Consider the following 19,775-nt stretch of genomic DNA (forward strand, 5'->3'; position numbering starts at 1 on the left):
GCCCTTCGAGCCAGGCCGGGACCGGCATCGCGTCGCGCACCACCTGCCACTCGGCGTCCGTCATGTCGGAGGGGTACTGCCGCACCCGGTCGGGTCGGTCGGCCGCGTTCCCGAACCGGTGAGCGAGGCAATCGCACGCCGACACGCGCGAGTTGGACGGGAACAACGTCGTCACGCAAGACTGGGACAACAGGGCCTCCTGGTGAACGAGTTGGCTTCGCAACCCTCGTGCTGCACCGGAGGCCCTGCTTTCATGCGCCCGCGCGGCCAAGATCACCCGACCAGGGAACCCGTTCGATCAGAACCGTCCTCGTGATCGATAGGAATACGGCTTCTAATCGACGGCACCAATAGCGTGGCTGAGGCCGGTGGGGTGCAGCGAGGCACACGCGCGCCTGGTCGGTCGACTGACGCGCCGTCGTGGCGGGCTTTCGTCGGCTGAGGCTGAGAGGGGACGCGACGAAGGTGTCGGCCGTCAGCCCGACGAGACCCCGCACCGGGCAAAGCTGGGCCGTCCCTGACCAGCAAATACCCAGCTCACCAAGATCCCCTGCAAGACCCAGGGCAAGAGGACCCCAAGGCCCGCCGGTAGCCTTCGATGCCGGTCGCCGCAGGTGAGGGGCAGCAAGTGACGCAAGGCAACAACCTGGACTTCCAGGTGGGCGACGTGCTCCGGGTGTCGTGTGCGCCGACTCCGGCACGGATTACTGAGGTATCGAAGTCCCATTTGTCGATCGAGTGGCCATGGGGTGAAGTCGATCCTGACTCGCAGTACGGGTGGAACGGCCGATTCGCCCTTCCAGTTGAACCCGACGGCTGGGAGTGGTCGCTCTTTCGAACGGAGCAGGATCCGCAGACCCTGAAGCCGCACGACACATGCCTCGTCGGCATCCCAGAGACACTGGTGCGCATCATCGACATCGGGCACTACGACCCGCCAATGGACACCGGCCGGCTGCCTCGACCACACACCCTGCTGATCGTGCTTCCTGCCGATCGCCCCAGCGGGGAGGACGAAGGGGACACGATCGAGCTGGACTCCGGTGCGCCTATCGCGATTGAACGACTCTCGTAAAACGGATCCTGCTAGGTCGTCGTCGCAGTTGCAGCAGGTCGCGAGAGCAACCGCGTTGGTCTCACACGTCAAGCCCTGTGCCAGAGCCGTGCCAGATCGTGTGGGGAAGCACAGGGAACAACGGGGACTCGCCATGGATGCGACAAGGGCCCCAACACCACTCCGCTACAGGCCAGCACGACAACCGCCGCCAAGGAACCCGAGCTTCCCAAGCGAAGCGTGCGAGTTCGGTTCTCCTCGCCCGTTCCAGATGAAGCCCCAGGTCAGTCGCCTGGGGCTTGTTGTTGGGTGGGGTGGGGTGGTGGCCCCCCGCGGTGGTCAGCCGAGGGTGTTCCAGAGCGTGCAGTGGTGGTCGGAGTTTGTCGTGGGGGTGGGGGTGATGTGGTTCGGGGTGAGGGAGAGGGGGGTTTGTTGGGGCCAGGGGGGTGAGGAGGGGGTGTTTGGGTTGGTGGTTCGGGCGAAGTGGGTCCAGTAGTTGATCATGGTGTTGGCCAGTCGGTGCTGGGCTGCGGTCAGGGTGCGGGGGTGGCCGCCCAGGTCGAAGAGGTAGGGGAGTTCGCTCGCGTGCTGTGCGCCGAGGGGGAACGGTGGTGTGCCCGGGGTGAGTGGTGGGGCGTGTTTGTCGGCGAACTCGTAGCGCCAGGTGGGTACTTGGGTGGCGAGTAGGGCGGCCGTGTGGGCCGTCGGGCAGGCGAAGTTCGCGTCGCCGATGACCGCGCCGAGGACCGGGCCTCCGTCGGTGCCGTGTACCGGGTACTCGCGGATGATCGCCTTCGTCTGTACCGGGGAGGGGAAGAAGGCGGACACGACGTCGGGCCAGGTGTCGGGGGTGACCGGGTTGCCGGCCTGGATGATTCCGGCGGCCCAGCCGTTGCCCTCGTCGTGGTTGTTGCCGATGAGGACGGGGACGTGGTGGAAGCGGCCGGCCGCGATCGCCGCCCCGGGGTCGGTGGGCAGCAACGGGGTTGCGTACGCGGGTTGTTGGTCCGTGTTCTGGGCTGCTAGGAGGCGGGGGACGGTCACTTGTCGGAGGCAGGCCGTCACGTCGTGGGATGAGGCGCAGCCGACCTTTGTCGCGAGTTCGTCGCCCGTGGCGCGCGCCGTGGGTAGAGGGACCGAGGATGGCGCGAACGGGCGGTCTGGGGTGCCCGTGCACGGGGCGCTCTCGATGATCGCCCGGTCGAAGAGGCCCTCGGCGGCGGGGGAGGTTAGCTGGGCGCAGACGCTGTAGCCGCCGGCGGACTCGCCGGCCAGCGTCACGTTGTGCGCGTCCCCGCCGAACGCGCCGATCTCGGTGCGGACCCAGCGCAGTGCCGCCTGCTGGTCGGCCAGGCCGAAGGTGCCGGAGCCGGGCAGCCCGCTGTGGGCGAGGAAACCGAGGGCTCCGAGGCGGTAGTTGACGGTGACGACCACTACGTCGCCGCGGGTCGCCATGCGGTGGGCGTCGTAGGAACTGCCCGCTCCGGTGGTGAAGCCGCCGCCGTGCAGCCACACGATCACCGGCCGGGGGCGCGCGGGGGCGGTGGCGTCGGGGGTGGTGATGTTCAGGTGGAGGCAGTCCTCGTCTGTGCTGCCGCCCGGTACCTCGTCGGCCGGTTGCGGGCACGCGCTCGCGGGACGGGTCGCGTCCCGTACCCCGGGCCAGGGGGCCGCGGGGTGGGGCGGTGCCCAGCGGAGGTTGCCGACCGGGGGTGCGGCGTACGGGATGCCTTCGAAGGTGCGGTAACCGTCGTGGGCGGTGCCCCGCACCGCGCCGACGTGGGTTCGTACGGTCGTGGCGGCCGTCCGCTCCGGGCCGGCGACCGTGCGTACGGTCGTCGCGGCCGTTCGTACCGTCGTCGCGGTGGGCTGTGTCGGGGGTGCTGTGGGCCAGGTTGTCGCCAGGGCTGCGGTCAGGGCGCAGGTCAGGGTGGTTAGGGCGTGGTGTGTGGTCATGGTTTTCCCCGTGGGTTAGCTGCCGCCTGTGCCGCCCTTTGCGGCGATCATGGTCATCGGCAGGGTGCGTACGGCTTTCTCCAGGCCCGGTGCGAGGGCGGACAGTGACCCTGTGCAGGCGTCGATACGGGAGCGGTAGGTCTTGTGGTCCTGGCGTGGGACGACCGAGCGGATGCCGCCCGCCGCGGCCAGGGCCAGCAGCGCGGCGTCGGCGGCGGGGAGTTCCCGGACGGGGCGGTCTCCGTGCAGCGCCGCCGACACGCGGGCGCGGAGCGCGGCGGGCACGGCGCGGTCCGTCACCGTCAGGCGGCGGGTGCCGAAGGGGGTGCGGGGCGGCTTCACGGTGAGTACTCCCGCCGCGGCGAGACGGTCCTCCACCTGGGTCAGGGTCTGCTTGCGGTGGCGGCGTACGAGGTGCTTCCAGCCGTGTCCGGTGGCGGCGTCGCGCAGTACGCCGTCCAGGACCGGGTCGCCGGTCGGCCGGGTGCCGGACACGGTGACCTTGCCGTCGCCGTCCTCCGCCAGCAGGCCGCGCGACGCGAGGTCGATCAGGGCGGCGGCACGCACCAGCAACCCGGTGCGGGAACGGTCGTAGGGGCCTTCGGCCGTGTCGTCGTGGGCGAGCAGGTACATGAGGCAGGGCAGGTCGTCGGTCACATCTCGACGGTAGGGGCGGGGGCCCCGGCCGCGGATCGGCCACGCGGAGGGAAGGGGAGTGGGAGCGCAGGAGGACTGCGGTCTGGTCTCCTCCCTGAGGAGGATGCCTTGTCAGGGGTGGTGCGGCTTTACGAGGCCGTGGTCGTAGGCGGCGACTACGGCCTGGACACGGTCGCGCAGGGCCAGTTTGCGCAGGATCGCGGTGACGTGGTTCTTGACCGTGGCCTCCGACAGGCGGAGCCGTTCGGCGATCTCCGCGTTCGACAGTGCCTGGCCGATCAGGGTGAGCACCTCCCGTTCGCGGCCTGAGAGGTCTCGGAGGGAGGGTGGGGGTGTCGCGTCGGGCGTGGTGCGCAGGAAGCGGTCCAGGACGCGGCTCAGTACCGTCGGCGCGAGCAGTGCGTCGCCGCGCGCGGTGACGCGGATCGCGTCGACGAGTTCGGTGGGGCGTATGTCCTTGAGCAGGAAGCCGCTCGCCCCCGCCCGCAGCGCGGCGACCACGTGCGCGTCGACGTCCCAGGTGGTCAGTACGAGCACCCGGGCCCCGCTGCCCGACTGCGCGATCCGCCGGGTCGCCTCGATGCCGTCCACTACGGGCATGCGTACGTCCATCAGGACCACGTCGGGTGCCAGTTCGCGCGTCAGCCGTACCGCCTCCCGGCCGTCGGACGCCTCGCCGACCACCTCCAGGTCGTCCCGGGCGTCGATGATCATGCGGAATCCGGTACGGACCAGGGCCTGGTCGTCGGCCACGACCACGCGCAGCGCCGTCATGACACGCGCTCCACAGGCAGCCGCGCCGCCACCTCGAAGCCGCCCTCGGGCGACGGACCGGCGCGCAGGCTGCCGCCGACGAGCCGGGCGCGCTCCTTCATCCCCAGCAGACCGCGTCCCGCTCCCGCCCCGTCCCAGCGGGCCTGCGGCGGACGACGCCCGTCCGAACGGCCTTGCGGTGTACGTCCGTTGTCGACCACCGAGATCTTCACGCACTCCCTTTCGACCGTCACGCGTACGCGTACCTCGTCGGCGCCGACCGCGTGGCGCAGCGTGTTGGTGAGAGCTTCCTGGACGATCCGGTACGCCGCCAGGTCCACGACGGCCGGCAGTCCGTCGAGGACGCCCTCGCGGTGCACGGTCACGGTCATTCCGGTCGCGCGCACGGGGTCGGCCAACTCGTCCAGGCGGGCGAGGGAGGGTCCCGGTGCACGCAACTCCCGCTGGTCCCGCTGCGCTTTCTGCTCCTGCGGCTCCTGCTGCTCCTGCTGCTCACGGGGCCCGCCGTACCCGTCGTCCCCGGCCTTCCCGTCGCCCCCGCCGCCTCCAGCCTCCCCAGCCTCCCCAGCCTCCCCAGCCTCAGGGCCGAACGCCTGTAGCAGCAGGCGTAGTTCGCCGAGTGCTGAGCGGGCGGCCGTTTCGATGGCTCGTAGGGACTGGCGGGACTGGTCGGGGTGTTCTGGGAACACGTCGTCCGCCGCGGCCGCCTGGATGACCATCACGGACAGGGTGTGTGCCACCACGTCGTGCACCTCGCGCGCGATCCGCGCCCGCTCCTCGACCACGGCTCGGCGCGTCTCCGCCGCCACCCGTGCCTGCTGCGCCCGGCGCCATTGGCCCGCGGTCCACGCGAGGACCACCGCCAGCAGGCAGACCGTCGCCCCCGTGGGGCCGCCCCCGGCCCCGAACGCCAGCGGTACCGGCACCGTCACCAGCACGCACATTGCCGCTAGCGCCCACACCGACTGCCGCCGCGGTCTGGTGGCCGACAGTACGCACAGCGCGAGCTGCGCCGCGAGCAGCGCTCCCGTCAAGGTCACCTCGGGCAGCAGCGTCCATACCGCGAGACCCGTCGCCGCGTTCACGGCGAGTACGGCGACCGGGGCCCGTACCTGCCATCTCAGGGCGCAGACCTGTACGAGAACCAGGGCCGCGGCCACGGGCAGTCGCCCACCGCGTTCCGCGCCGGCGACGAGCACCGAGGTGCCGAGTACGGCGAGCACCAGACCGGCCGACGCCCACCACAGCGCCCGCGGCGACAGCTCGCCCCGCGCCTGGCCGGCGTACTGGTCGCCCGGCTGTCTGCTGCTGCGGTCCACGCGCCGACCCTACCGACCCCGTCCAGCGACGGGGCCGCCTCTCGTCGCGTGGGTCATGGTGTGGCGGGTCAGGCAAGCAAGGGGGCCAGGCGGTCTGCGTGTTGGCGGAGGACGGTGATCAGGTCGGCGTTGGGTTGGGCCACGCGGGCCGGGGGGCCGGACAGGGCGAGGCCTGCGACGAGGGTGCCGGTGGTGGGGTGGCGGATCGCCACGGCGAGGCAGGCGCGGTCCGGGCGGAGTTGGCCGCACTGGCGGGCGAGGCCGGACTCGGCGATCTGTTGGAGTTCGGCGGTGAGTTCCGCGTCGTCGGTGACCGTGTGCTGTGTGAAGCGGCGCAGGTCGGGGGCGACGGCGCGCCAGTCGGGCTGGGCGGCCAGGAGCAGTCTGCCGAGGGCGGAGGCGTGCGGATGGCGGGCCAGGAGCGCTTCCTCGGTCGGGGGGTGGTCGGGGTCCGGGTCGGTCAGCACCAGGCGGTCGGTGGCGAAGGACGCCAGGTGGACGCCCCAGCGGGTACGGGTGCGGAGGTGGTCGAGGACGGCGCGGGCGGCCAGCGGGACGTGCGGGGGCGCGGGGACGCAGAGGCGGGCCGCGCGACGGCCGAGCGCGAAACCGCCCAGGCCGGGCAGGCGGACCAGGTACTCCTCGGCGACCAGCAGGTTGAGCAGCCGGTACGTGGTCGCCGGGGGCAGCCCGAGAGCCGTCGAGATCTCCTTCGCGGTCGCCCCGGGGCCCGCGGCGATCACCTCCTCCAGGACGGCCAGCGCGTTACGGATCGCCCTCGGCTGACGGCCCGGCAGCGCGGTCGGATCCATCGGGGGGCTCATGCGGCCTCCCGGGACGCCGGTTCCGGGGTGCCCGGGAGGCCGGCGGCGCTCGTCTCGTCGTAGACGCCCACGGCCGCAAGTTGTCGTGGACGGCGGGTGCCCGGCAGCGCCGTCGGGTCCGTCCGGGGACTCATGCCGCCTCCCGGGACGCCGGTTCCGGAGCGCCCAAGAGGTCCGCGGCGCTCGTCTCGTCGTAGACGGCATGGTGGCCTACGTCGACCTCACCGCCCGTACGGTCGTCGAGGTCGTCGACCACCGCGAGCTGCCCGTCCCGGACGAGTCAGGCAACTTCGACGACCCCGAGGTCGCGGGCGAGCCGCGCACCACGCTGAAGCCGATCGAGATCACCCAGCCCGAGGGCCCGAGTTTCGCCCTGGACGGCAACCTCCTGACCTGGCAGAACTGGAGTCTGCGCATCGGCTTCAACGAACGCGAGGGCCTGACGCTCCATCAACTCGCCTTCGACGACCGGCCGATCGTCTACCGGGCGTCGATCGCCGAGATGGTCGTCCCGTACGCCGACCCCTCCCCCGTGCGCTACTGGCAGAACTACTTCGACGCCGGCGAGTACATGTTCGCCCGGTACGCCAACTCCCTTGAGCTGGGCTGCGACTGCCTCGGCGAGATCACCTACGTGGACGCGGTGATCGCCGACGACTTCGGCGCCCCGCGCACGATCCGCAACGCGATCTGCATCCACGAGGAGGACTACGGCGTCCTGTGGAAGCACAGCGACATGTTCGCGGGCTCCAACGAGACCCGCCGCCAACGCCGCCTGGTCGTCTCCTTCTTCACCACCATCGGCAACTACGACTACGGCTTCTACTGGTACCTCTACCTCGACGGCACGATCCAGTGCGAGACGAAGGCCACGGGCGTCGTGTTCACGTCGGCGTACCCGGCGGAGGGGCACCCCTACGCGACGCAGCTCGCGCCCGGTCTCGGCGCGCCCTTCCACCAGCACCTGTTCTCCGCCCGGCTGGACATGACCGTCGACGGCACGCGCAACGCCGTCGAGGAGGTGGACGCGGTGCGGGTGCCGATGGGGCCCGCGAACCCGTACGGCAACGCCTTCGCCGAGCGGCGCACCCGGCTCGGGCACGAGTCGCAGGCACAGCGCCTCGCCGACCAGGGGGCGGCGCGCACCTGGCACGTGGTGAACCCGGAGAAGGTCAACCGCCTCGGCCGTCTTGTGGGGTACGCCCTGTACCCCGAGGGCCAGCCGGTGCTGCTCGCCGACGACGCCTCCGTCATCCACGACCGCGCCGCCTTCGCCACCAAGCACCTGTGGGTGACGGCGTACGACCCGGACGAGCGCTACCCGGCCGGTGACTTCGTCAACCAGCACCCGGGCGGCGCGGGCCTGCCCGCCTGGACGGCGGCCGACCGGACGGTGGACGGCGAGGACATCGTGCTGTGGCACACCTTCGGCCTGACCCACTTCCCGCGCCCCGAGGACTGGCCGGTCATGCCCGTCGACTACGCCGGTTTCACCCTCAAGCCGGTCGGCTTCTTCGACCGCAACCCCACCCTCGACGTGCCGCGCTCCGCGAGCCGGCACTGTCGCGGGGGCTGAGGAGCGGTGATGCTGCTCGCGGCGGTGCTCGGGCTGGTCGGCTGCGTCTGCGGGCCCGCGGGGCACCGGGAGCGGTCGCCGCGCCGGTGGGCGCCCCAACTGGTCATGGCCGCCGCGATGGTGGCCATGGCCCTGCCCGAGGGGACGGACCCGCTCGGTCCCCTCGGGTGGTGCCTGGCACTGACCGCGACCGCGACCGCGGTGGCCTGGCAGGACCTGCCACTCGCCGAACGGCTGCCCGTCGCGTACGACCTGCTCGGCATGGCCGGGCTGCTGTTCGTGCAATGGCGGGCGGCGCTCGACGGGGGCACGGAACACACCCATGCCATGGGCATATGCCGTCGTCGTACGGCTGGACGGTGGGTGCCGTCGCGGTGGTCGTGCTGTGGGCGGTGGCGCGGTTCGCGGCGGTGCCCCGGCCCCCTCGTCCGCAGTCGCCGCTCGCCGGCCGGATCGGTGGGCTGGCGATGGCCGGCGCGATGGGCCTGATGCTCCTGTGACCTTCCCCTGGTCTTCCCGCCGGTTCGGTTCTCTAGTTCGAAGACGAGTTGTCCGCCACCCTGAACCATTCGGTGCCGCCGAGCAGGTGCTCGTAGACGGGACGGCCCCGGCTGCCGCTGGTGCGGAACGGTTTTCCGTGGTCGTCGATCCGGATCGTCCCCTGCCGGCCGCCGCTGGACCACTCCAGCTCCACGTACCAGTTCACGTCGTGGACACTGGCCCGGGCGGTGATGTACAGCACCTCGGGATCGGACTGGCTGACCTTGTAGGGGACACCCCGCTGGCCGGCCTTCGGCACGATGGTGGGGCGAGCGGCGTCGAGGTCCGTGGCGAACGACCTCGTCTCCACGCCTCCGCCGCAGCCCGACGACCCCAGGTACGCGTTCCAGGCCGGGGGCACGCCCGAGTTGACCACCCGGACGTGCAGGGACTCGATGACGACGGTTTCGTCCCCGGTGCCCTGAACGGTCAGCGCCACTCGCTGCCCGTCGGCGGCGATGGCGCCGTGCGCCTTCACCCAGCCCGGCACGTCCTGGCCCATCACCGGCGGCGAGACCTCGCCGGGAGGCCGGTTGATCAGGTACTTCCCCTCGCACTGCGGGTCGTCCCAGGCGTAGGTGCGGGTCGCCACCGTCAGCGGGATCGCGGCGGCCGGGTCCGGGGAGCTGTTCTGACCGGCGGAGGTCACGGTGCCGGCCGGGCGGCCGTTCTTCCCCGTCGGGTCCGTCCCCGGGCCCCGCAGGTCGACCGTGACGGCGGTGGTCACGGCGACGACGACGGCGGTGCCCGCCGCGATCAGGGACCAGCGCATGCGTGCGGTTCGGAGGAACTTCGGCGTGCGGCGGGCGGGGACGGGCGTCTGCGCCGACGGTTCGGGGAGGGAAACGGAGACGGAGACGCCAGGGTCTCCGGGCTCGCTCATGGATGTGGGCGCCGGTTCGGGTTCGGGTGCGGGCGGGGTGTCTGATGCGGTGTCCGGGCTGGGGTGCTCGGCCCGGTCCGAAGGGTTCGGTTCCGGGGTCGGTTCCGGGTCCGCCGCGGCTCGCCTGGCGCGTTCCCGTGCCGCGTCCGCCAGGATCCAGGACCGGTGCAGCTCGATCAGTTCCTCGGGGGTCGCCCTGCACACCCGGGCGAAGCGGGAGACGGCCGCGTGGTCGGCCGGGACTCCCTCCCCCTTGCAGTACCGGTGCAGCGTCGAGGTGCTCATGTGCGCCCGCTTCGCCAGAGCCTCGTAGCTCAGCCCGGATCGCTGCTTCAACTCGCGCAGCAGCGCCGCGAATTCAGCGATCTCCTCAGCCACCTGCACCGGTCCTCCATTCCGTTCGACGTCCCAGGAAGATTACGTTTCCCCAGTTCAGAGCCGGTTCGCGCATCCCAGCGTCCCAGAATTCCCGAGGGAGTCGCGGATGGGACGCCGTATGGCACAGGCTTGAGCCATCCAAGCACGGCGCCTCACCGGACATGGTGCTCGGCCCCGCGCAACTCCCCTTTCGTGGCCCGCACTTCCGGCGCGCCCACCCATGCACGCCATCTTCCCGATGTTCAGAGAAAGCAGTTCCGTCATGCGTATCGCCCGTCGTTCCGTCTCCCGTACGGCCGCCTCCTCCATGGTCGTCGCCGCCGCCCTCGCGCTCGTCGGAATCCAGGCCGCCGGGCAGACCGCGTCCGCCGTCACCGCGAAGGCGTCCTCGGTCGTCACCTGCACCACGGCGAACACCGCGCTGACCGTCACCGAGGCGTCCCGCCCGATCAACCACCTGCTGCTCAAGGCCACCAACACCGGCACCAAGCCCTGCTACGCCTACAGCGCCCCCTTCCTGAGGGCCGGCGCCGACGCCCAGGCCCCGCTGCCGTGGGCCGAGGAGACCACGCCGCAGTCCGTGCTGACGCTCGAGCCCGGCCAGTCCGCGTACGCGGGCATCACGACGTCCTCCCCCGACGGCGAGGGCGGCTACACCACGAAGACCCTGGGCGTGATCTTCGTCGACCGGAACGGCAACTCGACCGACAAGGAGAAGACCCTGAAGCTGCCGAACAGCGGCATCTTCTTCAACAGCGCCGCCGTGGTCACCTACTGGCAGGACAACGCGGCGGACGCGCTCGCCTGGTAGCCGCCCTGGCGTCCCGCGCGACACAGCCGCCGTCCGGCCGCACCGGGCGTCCCCCCTTCAGCGGGGGCGCGCGGTGCCGCCACCGGCGGCGGTACGGACGTCCCGCGCGGGGAAATGAGGAGTGTCTCGGCCGACTGGTGGGGGAAGGGCGACCGTGCTCGGCGTGGTCGTCCCGGTCGTCCCCATGCTGCGGGCGTCGCGGAGCGGCTCGCCCCGACGAAGAGCGGGACCACGCGTTCCGCGTCTCGAAGGGCCGCCTGGAGGACCCGGTTGTCGTGCACCCGCGGGTCCGCGGTGAACAGGGCGACGGAGACGCGCACGGTGCCTGATCCCTCCCGCTCGGTCCCCCTCAGCGGGTGCGGGTCGGTTCGACCGGTTCGGGGGCCGTCGATTCGGCCGCGGCGGCGATGTTGCGGGCCATGCCGCCGAAGACCGCGGCGTGGAAGGGGGCCACGGTCCACCAGTAGGCGTGTCCGGCGAGGCCGTGCGGGTGGAACAGCGCCCGCTGCCGGTACACCGTGCGCCCCTGGGGGTCCTGGTCGACGGTCATCTCCAGCCAGGCCAGACCGGGCAGCCGCAGCTCCGCGCGCAGCCGGAGCAGCCGACCCGGCTCGATCTCCTCCACGCGCCAGAAGTCCAGGCTGTCGCCGACCCGCAGCCGGTTCGCGTCCCGGCGGCCCCTGCGCAGCCCCACCCCGCCCACCAGCGTGTCCAGCCGGCCGCGCAGGGACCAGGCGAGCCGCGACGAGTACCAGCCGTGCTCGCCGCCGATCGACTCCACCACCCGCCACAACGCCCCCGGCGACGCCGCGACCGTACGCTCGCGGTGATCCGTGTAGAGGCTGCCGCCCGCCCAGTCCGGGTCGGTCGGCAGCGGATCGCTGGGGGCGCGGGGCGTCGAGGCCGACGACCATCTGGTGGCCACGTCCGTGTCGCGCAGCCGCCGCAGCGCCAGCCGGATCGCCCGGTCCAGGGTGACCGGCCCCTCCGGCGGATCCGGCACATAGCGGACGATGTCCCGCTCGGCGCAGACCACCTCGTGCCTCAGCGACTCGACCAGCGGTCGCGCGAGCGCGCCCGGCACCGGGGTGACCAGACCGACCCAGAGGCTGGACAGCCGGGGGGTGAGCAGCGGAACGGAGACGATGACGCGTTTCGGCAGCCCTGCGGCGTCGGCGTACCGCCGCATCATGTCCTCGTACGTGACGATGTCCGGTCCGCCGATGTCGAAGGTCCGGTGGACGCCGTACGGAAGCCTCGCGCACCCCACGAGGAGGCGGAGCACGTCGCGGACGGCGATCGGCTGGCAGCGGGTCCGCACCCAGCTCGGGGTCACCATCACGGGGAGCCGCTCGGTCAGATGGCGCAGCATCTCGAACGAGGCCGACCCCGACCCGATGATCACCGCCGCCCGCAGTACGGCCGTCGGCACGCCCGAGGCCAGCAGGACGCGGCCCACCTCGACGCGGGAACGCAGATGGGGTGACAGTTCGTGCTCGGGCACTCCGGCGGGGCTCAGCCCGCCGAGGTAGACGATCCGCCGGACTCCGGCGGCCCGCGCCTGCTCCCCGAAGATCCTGGCCGCGCGCCGGTCGGTGTCCTCGAAACCCGGGCCGGTGCCCAGGGCGTGCACCAGGTAGTACGCGACGTCCATTCCCTCCATGGCCGCGCGTACGGACCGGGCGTCCGTCACGTCCCCGCGCACGACCTCCGCCCGCCCGGCCCACGGATGGTCCCGCAGCTTGTCGGGCGAGCGGGCCAGGCAACGCACGACATGCCCGGCGGCCAGCAACTCCGGCACCAGCCTGCCGCCCAGGTAACCGGTGGCACCGGTGACCAGGCAGTGCAGCGGACGGTCGGAGTCGGCAGTCATTCCGTCTGCGGTCATGTCGTCGTCGGCGGTCATGACGATCGCACGCGGGCCGCTGGAAACGTCATGGCTCTCAAGCCTTCCTGGGGCGTGCCCGTCCGGCGGGCTCTGTCGCTGTGCTGCCCCTGAGCCCATGCTTGGGGCCGGGGGCGAGCACCGCAACCTCGCCGGTCCCGGCCACCGGAGTGACCGTCGTGGCCGTCGTGGCCGCCGTGGCCGCCGTGGCCGCCGTGACCGCCGTGACCGCCGTGACCGCCGTGACCGCCGTGCCCGAATGCCTCGGCGATCGGGAAGTCACCTGCCTCGCCATGTCATGTCGCCCTGGTTAAGTCGACCTTGGCCGGGAAGGCTCGGAAGACGACAGGACTCGTAGGACTCGGAGGTCTCGCAGGACTCGGAAGGCTCGCAGCGCTCGGAAGGCTTGGGAAAACGGGGGGCGGTCATGGAGTCGGTCTCTGCCGTGATGGTGGCCGCCGAAGTCGGGCTGACGGAGTTTCAGCAGAACCTCGTCGTCGCCGTCGTGGGCGCGGTCGTCGGCGCGTTGGGCACCGCCGCCATCGAGCGCGTGAAGCTTCGCCGCGAACCGACCAAACAGCTCTCCTGGGACGCCGAGGTCCACAACGCCATGGTGTCCACGGACGAAACGATCGGCCGGCTGCTCCGGCTGAGCTACAACGGGCACCCCATCGAGGGCCTGAGCTCGGTCGAGTTCCGGGTCGAGAACACCGGCAACCGGGTCGTCAAGGACGAGCACCTGCGGTTCAGCTTCCCGCCGGGCGCCCAGATCATCGAGGCGGTGCCCACCTCGGACCCCGAGCGCGAGATGGGGGTGACCAGGCGGCCGAAGCGCGAACAGGCCCCGGGGGAAGCCGTGTTCACCATCGGCCAGTTGGAGCGGGGCCAGGCCGTGGCCCTACGGCTCTCCGTCTCGGCCGGGGACATCGAAGGCTGGAAGGTCGTGTCCCATAACGAGGAAGGCGACGTCGACTTCCACGAACGCTCGGCCGCGCGCAGGAGGGAGGACCGGGAACACGTCCCCGCCTTCTTCACGCTGGCCTTCCTGTTGCTCACCGTGCCACCCGTGTTCAGCCTGCTCGGCTACGCCGGACAACTGGCCGCGGTCGTCCTCAGCACCGCCTTCCTGATCAGCATCGTCCCGCACATCGCCCCTACGGGACGCACCCTGCGGGACTTCCTCACCAGGCCGGAGCCGCTCGCCCCCGGCATCCACATCGGGAGTGTGGATTCGTCCACGTTCGCCATCGGCACGTCCAGCTCGGCCAGCACCCGCACGGACGGCAACGGGCCGCACCGGCCGTCCTGACGCCCCTGAAATCCCTCACGCTTCCTGACGTCCCCTCCGTATAGGCTCGCGACCTTGGCATGCGTCTGCCAACACTCTGGGTGAATTACTTAGTGAATTGCAGGGGTTGCTGTGGGGGTTGCTGTGGGGGTTGCTGTTCGGGTTTCCGGAGCGCGCAGAGTGACGAGCGTGGCGTTCGCGGCCGTGCTGCTCGCGGGGGGATCGGTTGCCTGCGGAGGGGGCGGCAAGAGTGATTCCGCGGTGGCGGACCCGTCCGAGGTGACGTCCGAGGTGACGTCCGGAGCGACGTCCAAGGCGACGTCCGACGTGACGTCGGCGGCGGCAGTGGCTGCCGTGGCGAAAGCGGCGCAGAACTCCGCGGGCATCACGTCGCTGCGCTATCGGATCAGCGGGACCGTGCCGACGCAGGGCCGTGTGGAGGCAGAGGCCTCCATGAGCACGAAACCGCAGGCCATGGCCATAAAGATGACCGCCGTGGGCGCCCGGCGCGGGGACGGCCTGCTGGAGATCCGGTTCGTCGACGAGGTCATGTACGTCAGCGGGAGCGCGGTCCACTACGAGAAGCTGGACGGCGGCAAGAGCTGGCTCAGCGCCGCGCCGGCCGTCTGGGGGCGCAGCGCGGTGGACAACCAGTCCTACGGCGTGCTGCCCAGCCCGCTGGAGGGCAGCCCGGCCACGCAGTCCACGCTCCTGAACGGGTCCAAGGACCTGCGGCTGATCGGGACCGAGTCGGTCGACGGTGCCAGGACGACGCACTACGAGGGAACCGTCGACAGTGCCGGCCTGGTCCCCGAGCGCCTCGATCAGTTCATCCAGCTCCAGGTCTCCGACCCGCTCACCATGGACCTGTGGGTGGACGGCGACAACCGCACCAAGCAGTACCGGCTGCGCGCCGAGCACACCGACGCGCCCACCGGCATCGGAGCCGGTGCCTCAACCGCAGCCGGGCCGCTCGACCTGACCATCACCTTCCTCGACGTCAATCGGCCCGTGGCCGTGAAAGCCCCGCCGGCCAAGGACACCGTCCCGCTCGCGGACGACGCACCGAAGGCCTGAAGGCCAGGTCGGACGGCATCCGGACGGCATCCGGACGGCATCCGGTGTCGCGGCGTCGGCGCTTGCCCGCGTGGTCGGCGGGCGGCCGGGCAGCCCCCGGCATCGTCGCCCCGCGCAGTCGTCGTCCCGCTGCCAGACTGGTCGGGGAGGTGAAGCGGGAAGGGGTAAGGGGAAGGACGGGTGCGTCGTGGGATCGGCTTTCTAGGGGACCGCGCCCGCTCCGGTCGGGCGAGAGCGAGGGAAAGAGGCCCATGGACGGTAGGGGCGGCAGATCCGGCGGCACGGGGGCAGGGCCCGTACCGGAGGACTTCGCGGTCGTCGTCGACGCCGGTGGGACGGTCGTGATGTGGAGCGGGGGGGCTCAGCGGCTGCTCGGGTACGAGCCCGCCGACGTCGTGGGCCGGGCGGCCGGTGACCTGCTCGCCGCGCGCCTGCCCGAGTCCGCGCGGCGGCATGTGGCCGTCGGCCGCCGGGTGGCCAGCGAAGTGGCGCTGCGGCACCGGGACGGGGACCGGCTCGTGGTGCGGTTGCAGGGGACGCCGTTGGCGGACGCGGGCCCCGGCCGGCTCTGGCTCGTGACGGGGGCCGCCCCGGCGAGCGTCGGGCAGCGGACCGAGCCGGAAGCCCAGGCCCTGTGGGACCTCACGCTCGCCCAGCTCCCCGTACCGGTGGCGGTCTACGACCTCGACAACCGGCTGGTGGCCGCCAACGCCGTCATGTCCCAGGTGATGGGCATGACCGTGGCGGAGATGCGCGGCCTGACCGTGTGGGAGATCGCGCCCAGTGCGCCGTTCGACGAGTACGAGCGTCTCCAGCGGCAGGTCCTGCGCACCGGGGAGGCGGTGTTCCACGAGAACCACGGCAAGGCTCCCGGTGAGACCCGGGACCACGCCTGGTCGATGTTCATGTCACCGCTGAAGGACGAGTCCGGCACGGTCCAGGGGGTGTCCGCGGCCGTCTTCGACACCACGGAGCAGTACTGGGCCCGTCGGCGTCTGGCGGTCCTCAACGACGCCGGCCTGCGCATCGGCAGCGCCCTCGACGTGTCCCGCACCGCCGAGGAACTGGCCGACGTGGCCGTGGGCGGCTTCGCCGACTTCGTCACCGTGGACCTGCTGGAATCCGTCGAGCTGGGCGACGAGCCGGCGCCGGTGCGGGAGGACGAGCCCGTCACCGTACGCCGTACGGCGCAGCGGTCGGTGCTGGAGGGCTGCCCGGAGTCGGTGGTCGCCACGGGCGACGTGCTGCGCTACCCGGTGGGGACCCCGCCGATGCGGACGCTGGCCGCCGGGCGGGGCACCCGGCACACGGCGGGCGAGCCGGGGATGCAGAAGTGGATCAAGTCGTCGCAGGCCCGCGCCGAGTCCGTGACCAGGTACATGATCCACTCGACGATGCTGGTGCCGCTGCGCGCCCGAGGGGTGACCCTGGGCCTGGTGCACTTCCTGCGGCACCGCACGGCGGAGTCCTTCAACGAGGACGATCTGCTGCTCGCGGAGGAGATCGTCGCGCGGGCGGCGGTGAGCCTGGACAACGCCCGCCGCTACACCCGCGAACGCCGCACCGCGCTGACGCTCCAGCGCAGCCTGCTGCCCGACCGGCCGCGGGACATGGCCGCGATGGAGGTGGCCTACCGCTATCTGCCGGCCGGTTCCGGGGCGGACGTGGGCGGGGACTGGTTCGACGTCATCCCGCTGTCCGGCGCCCGGGTCGCGCTGGTCGTGGGCGACGTGGTGGGCCACGGCATCCACGCGTCCGCCACGATGGGCCGGCTGCGGACCGCCGTACGCACGCTCGCGGACGTCGATCTCGCCCCGGACGAGCTGCTCACCCAGTTGGACGATCTCGTCATCCGGCTCGACCGGGAGGAGGGCCCCGAGGCGCGCGGGCGGGCCCAGGACGCGTCGGGCGAGGTCGGGGCGACCTGCGTGTACGCCGTGTACGACCCCGTGTCCCGGCGCTGCACCATGGCCCGCGCCGGTCATCCGCCGCCCGCGCTGGTGACCCCCGACGGCGACGTGCGGTTCCTCGATCTGCCGGCCGGACCGCCGCTCGGCCTCGGCGGCCTGCCGTTCGAGTCCGTCGAGGTGGAGCTGGCGGAGGGCAGCCTGCTCGCCCTCTACACCGACGGCCTGGTCGAGGCCGCCTCCCGCGACATCGACGTCGGCCTCAGCCTGCTGCGCGAGGCCCTGAGCAGCAGCCCGGCGGCGGCGCTGGAGGAGACCTGCGACCAGGTGCTGCGTACGGTGCTCAGCGACCGGCCCGGCGACGACATCGTGCTGATGCTGGCCCGCACGGCCGCGCTCGACGCCGACAAGGTGCGCACCTGGCAGTTGCCGCGCGATCCCTCGGCCGTCGCCGGGGCCCGCAAGGCGGCGGGCGGACAACTGGCCGCCTGGGGGCTGACGGAAGCGGAGTTCACCACCGAACTGATCGTCAGCGAGCTGGTCACCAACGCCATCCGCTACGGCGCCGACCCCATCGTGCTGCGGCTCATCCGCGACGCGACACTCATCTGCGAGGTCTCCGACGGCAGCGGCACCGCGCCGCACCTACGCCGCGCCCGCGTCTTCGACGAGGGCGGCCGCGGCCTGCTGCTCGTCGCCCAACTCGCCGAACGCTGGGGCACCCGCCAGACCCCCACAGGAAAAACCATCTGGACGGAACAGGCACTGCCCGGGTCGTAATTCCGGCACCGCCCGGTTCGATCTGACCTCCCGTGGACAACTCCGCAGCGCGCCACAACGCCTTCCCGAGTCACACGGACCGCTTCTACCAGGCCCTGGGACGACTGTGCCGACGCTCCACGCGACGACTCCGCCCCGCAAGAACAACGGCCACCCCCCGAACACCCCGCGCTCGGGTGCCCGCTCCCGTCAGAGCGGCAGATCGTACGGGCTCCGTCCCCCGTTTCCCTTCGTGGCGGTGATCGCCAGGGAGAGGACGAGGGTTGCGGCGAAGGTGCCTGTCATGACCATCGTCACGCCGACCATGAAGAGGCCGGTGGAGTCGTCCGACCAGTCGTAGTAGGCGGCGAGGGTCAGGCCGGCCGTGGTGCCGAGTACCGCCTCCGCGACGCGGCGTCGGGATGCCGCCCAGTACACCGGTATCAACAGGGCCAGCACGAGGCCGATCACCTGCCATGCCTCGTAGGGGCCGGTCGTTGTGCCGTCGGGGTGCACGTCACGGTGCTGGTCCCAGCCCAGCCAGGCAGTCCACAGCGCCAGGGACAGCCCGGCCAGCCCGAGGGTCGTCATGACGTGGTGAGCGGGGGTGGGGGTTGGGTTCGGGGTTGGGGTCCGTGGGTCTTGGGTCATGGGGCGAGCGTCGCTTCTCACCGTCGTCTGCGCCCAGAGCGTGCGTACTCAGGTCCTCCTGAGTAGGGAGTACGGGAGTGCGCGAGTGCGGGGCCGTGTCAGGTCGTCGCCGGGATCAGGGGGCCGAAGGAGGCTGCTGCTATCTGTTGGATGTAGGGCATCTCGGTGCCGTTGAGGTTGGTCGGGTTGAGGGAGTAGACGATCTTGCGGGAGAGGTCTCGGGTGGCGAAGACACCGCTGGTGTACCCGGGGCGGGAGCCCGTCTTGCCCCAGACCACGACGCCGTTGGAGGCCTTCACCCGCATGATGCCCATGGACATGCAGGCCCGGCCCGCGTCGGTCTCGGTGCGGCACTGGGTGCTGCGGAAGTTCGGGACGTCGGGGACGGTGAACAGCTCGGCCTGCTGGGCCGGGGGCAGGAGCCGGCCCCGGAAGAGAGCGGTGATGAAACGGTCGAGGTCGGCGGGGGTGGAGATCATGCCGCCCTCGGCCCAGGGCCAGGGGCTCTGTTCCGTGACGTCCACCGGGTGCTTGGTGCCGTCCGGCGAGGTGACCGTCAGGTAGGCGTGGGAGTGCGGGGTGGGCAGGCGGGGGTCGTCGGCGTCGGGGGCGTAGGTGTCGCGGAGGGCGAGGGGGCGGGTGATGCGGGAGCGCACCTCGTGGGCGAAGGTGTGCCCGGTGATCTTCTCGACCAGCAGGCCTGCGACGTAGTAGTTCATCCCGCTGTACTGCTGTGCCGTGCCCGGCGCGAACGGCATCGGCTGGCCCGCCATCAGGTCGATCGCCTGCTGCGGGGTGAAGCTCTTGAGGCGGTGGGCGGCGAACCATTCCGGGCTGCCGTCGCCGAAGTCCGCGTTTGCGGCGACGCGCGGCAGGCCGCTGGTGTGGTTGAGCAGTTGGCCGACCTGGACGGGCGGCAGATCGGCGGGCAGGACCCCCGGCAGGTACTGCTGGACCGGCTTGTCCAGGTCGATCCGGTGCTCGGCGGCGAGCTGGAGAACGATCGTGGCGGTGAAGACCTTGGAGATGCTGCCGATCCGGATGTGCGCGTCGGACGGGACACCCTCACCGGTCTCCAGATCGCCCACGCCCGAGGTGCCCGACCAGTGGCCCGCGCGGCCGGTGATCCGCACGAGTGCGCCGGTGACGTCCGCGTTCGGCAGGCCGCTTATGGCCGCCGTGAGTTCGGCCGGGTCGAGGCCGGGCAGCGGCACGCCGGTGGTGGTGGCAGTTGCAGTGGCGGTGTCAGTGGTGCTGGTCGTGGTGGTGGTAGCGGCCGAGGCAGGGGTGGCCGTACTCGCTGCTAACGCGATCAGCACGGCTGTGGCTGACGCGGTCATCGTGGACCAACGGGGGCGGGTAGTAGGGCAGTTCACAGTACGGTCCCTCCGAAACGGTGGCGGCCGTGGCCGCGGTGGCAGTGGTGTCGGTCGGGG

The 19,775-nt window shown here is 71.7% G+C and carries 17 protein-coding genes; 7 read left to right on the forward strand and 10 right to left on the reverse strand.

Annotated elements, in window-relative coordinates:
- The first annotated feature begins 598 nt into the window (after positions 1-598).
- Positions 599-1,075 carry a hypothetical protein gene (locus BMZ82_RS34385; protein ID WP_093781331.1) on the forward strand — a complete coding sequence of 159 codons (477 nt, stop codon included), beginning with the start codon at positions 599-601 and terminating at the stop codon, positions 1,073-1,075.
- A 318-nt stretch (positions 1,076-1,393) separates the two neighbouring features.
- Here the strand turns inward: BMZ82_RS34385 and BMZ82_RS34390 are convergent, their stop codons facing one another.
- The 6 genes from BMZ82_RS34390 to BMZ82_RS42295 form a co-directional block, all read right to left on the reverse strand.
- Positions 1,394-3,010 carry a carboxylesterase/lipase family protein gene (locus BMZ82_RS34390; RefSeq protein WP_093781332.1) on the reverse strand — a complete coding sequence of 539 codons (1,617 nt, stop codon included), beginning with the start codon at positions 3,008-3,010 and terminating at the stop codon, positions 1,394-1,396.
- A gap of 15 nt (positions 3,011-3,025) precedes the next feature.
- Positions 3,026-3,667 carry a GOLPH3/VPS74 family protein gene (locus BMZ82_RS34395; protein WP_093781333.1) on the reverse strand — a complete coding sequence of 214 codons (642 nt, stop codon included), beginning with the start codon at positions 3,665-3,667 and terminating at the stop codon, positions 3,026-3,028.
- A 111-nt stretch (positions 3,668-3,778) separates the two neighbouring features.
- A complete protein-coding gene (locus BMZ82_RS34400; RefSeq protein WP_093781334.1) occupies positions 3,779-4,441 on the reverse strand; it encodes a response regulator in 663 nt (220 codons plus the stop codon).
- A complete protein-coding gene (locus tag BMZ82_RS34405; protein ID WP_177244802.1) occupies positions 4,438-5,760 on the reverse strand; it encodes a sensor histidine kinase in 1,323 nt (440 codons plus the stop codon). The genes BMZ82_RS34400 and BMZ82_RS34405 overlap by 4 nt, the downstream gene beginning before the upstream one ends.
- Before the next feature lie 68 nt (positions 5,761-5,828).
- On the reverse strand, positions 5,829-6,584 hold the full coding sequence (locus tag BMZ82_RS34410; protein WP_093781335.1) for an IclR family transcriptional regulator: 756 nt from the start codon (positions 6,582-6,584) through the stop codon (positions 5,829-5,831).
- Complete coding sequence (locus tag BMZ82_RS42295) at positions 6,581-6,718, reverse strand: hypothetical protein (protein WP_177244800.1); 138 nt, start codon at positions 6,716-6,718, stop codon at positions 6,581-6,583. The genes BMZ82_RS34410 and BMZ82_RS42295 overlap by 4 nt, the downstream gene beginning before the upstream one ends.
- A gap of 68 nt (positions 6,719-6,786) precedes the next feature.
- Here BMZ82_RS42295 and BMZ82_RS34415 point away from each other — a divergent pair, with 68 nt between their 5' ends.
- Both BMZ82_RS34415 and BMZ82_RS40415 read left to right on the forward strand, forming a co-directional pair.
- Positions 6,787-8,160, forward strand: a complete 1,374-nt coding sequence (locus tag BMZ82_RS34415) for a primary-amine oxidase (protein ID WP_256252265.1) — start codon at positions 6,787-6,789, stop codon at positions 8,158-8,160.
- Positions 8,161-8,169: 9 nt separating this feature from the next.
- Entirely contained in the window at positions 8,170-8,649 is a 480-nt protein-coding gene (locus BMZ82_RS40415) for a hypothetical protein (protein WP_143098963.1), read from the forward strand.
- A 43-nt stretch (positions 8,650-8,692) separates the two neighbouring features.
- Here the strand turns inward: BMZ82_RS40415 and BMZ82_RS34420 are convergent, their stop codons facing one another.
- Positions 8,693-9,961: a helix-turn-helix domain-containing protein gene (locus tag BMZ82_RS34420; RefSeq protein ID WP_093781366.1), complete on the reverse strand. Its 1,269-nt coding sequence runs from the start codon at positions 9,959-9,961 to the stop codon at positions 8,693-8,695.
- 262 nt (positions 9,962-10,223) lie between these two features.
- Between BMZ82_RS34420 and BMZ82_RS34425 the strand changes: the two genes are divergently transcribed.
- Positions 10,224-10,772 (forward strand): DUF4232 domain-containing protein, encoded by a 549-nt coding sequence (locus BMZ82_RS34425; protein WP_093781336.1) that lies wholly within the window; start codon positions 10,224-10,226, stop codon positions 10,770-10,772.
- Positions 10,773-11,121: 349 nt separating this feature from the next.
- Here the strand turns inward: BMZ82_RS34425 and BMZ82_RS34430 are convergent, their stop codons facing one another.
- Positions 11,122-12,678: an SDR family oxidoreductase gene (locus tag BMZ82_RS34430; protein WP_093781337.1), complete on the reverse strand. Its 1,557-nt coding sequence runs from the start codon at positions 12,676-12,678 to the stop codon at positions 11,122-11,124.
- Positions 12,679-13,084: 406 nt separating this feature from the next.
- Here BMZ82_RS34430 and BMZ82_RS34435 point away from each other — a divergent pair, with 406 nt between their 5' ends.
- The 3 genes from BMZ82_RS34435 (at position 13,085) to BMZ82_RS34445 (ending at position 17,709) form a co-directional block, all read left to right on the forward strand.
- Positions 13,085-13,966, forward strand: coding sequence for a hypothetical protein (locus BMZ82_RS34435; protein WP_093781338.1), 882 nt, complete (start codon positions 13,085-13,087; stop codon positions 13,964-13,966).
- A gap of 168 nt (positions 13,967-14,134) precedes the next feature.
- Complete coding sequence (locus BMZ82_RS34440) at positions 14,135-15,022, forward strand: SCO4651 family lipoprotein (protein WP_256252266.1); 888 nt, start codon at positions 14,135-14,137, stop codon at positions 15,020-15,022.
- A gap of 251 nt (positions 15,023-15,273) precedes the next feature.
- Complete coding sequence (locus BMZ82_RS34445; RefSeq protein ID WP_093781339.1) at positions 15,274-17,709, forward strand: SpoIIE family protein phosphatase; 2,436 nt, start codon at positions 15,274-15,276, stop codon at positions 17,707-17,709.
- A 189-nt stretch (positions 17,710-17,898) separates the two neighbouring features.
- On the opposite strand, the gene BMZ82_RS34450 is transcribed toward BMZ82_RS34445, so the two are convergent.
- The gene (locus BMZ82_RS34450; RefSeq protein WP_093781340.1) at positions 17,899-18,279 is read right to left on the reverse strand and encodes a hypothetical protein; all 381 of its coding nucleotides are present in this window, start codon (positions 18,277-18,279) and stop codon (positions 17,899-17,901) included.
- Between the two features lie 158 nt (positions 18,280-18,437).
- Positions 18,438-19,679: a serine hydrolase domain-containing protein gene (locus BMZ82_RS34455; protein WP_093781341.1), complete on the reverse strand. Its 1,242-nt coding sequence runs from the start codon at positions 19,677-19,679 to the stop codon at positions 18,438-18,440.
- Between the last annotated feature and the right edge of the window lie 96 nt (positions 19,680-19,775).

Origin of the sequence: Streptomyces sp. yr375 (assembly GCF_900110755.1) — a bacterium.
GTDB lineage: Bacteria > Actinomycetota > Actinomycetes > Streptomycetales > Streptomycetaceae > Streptomyces.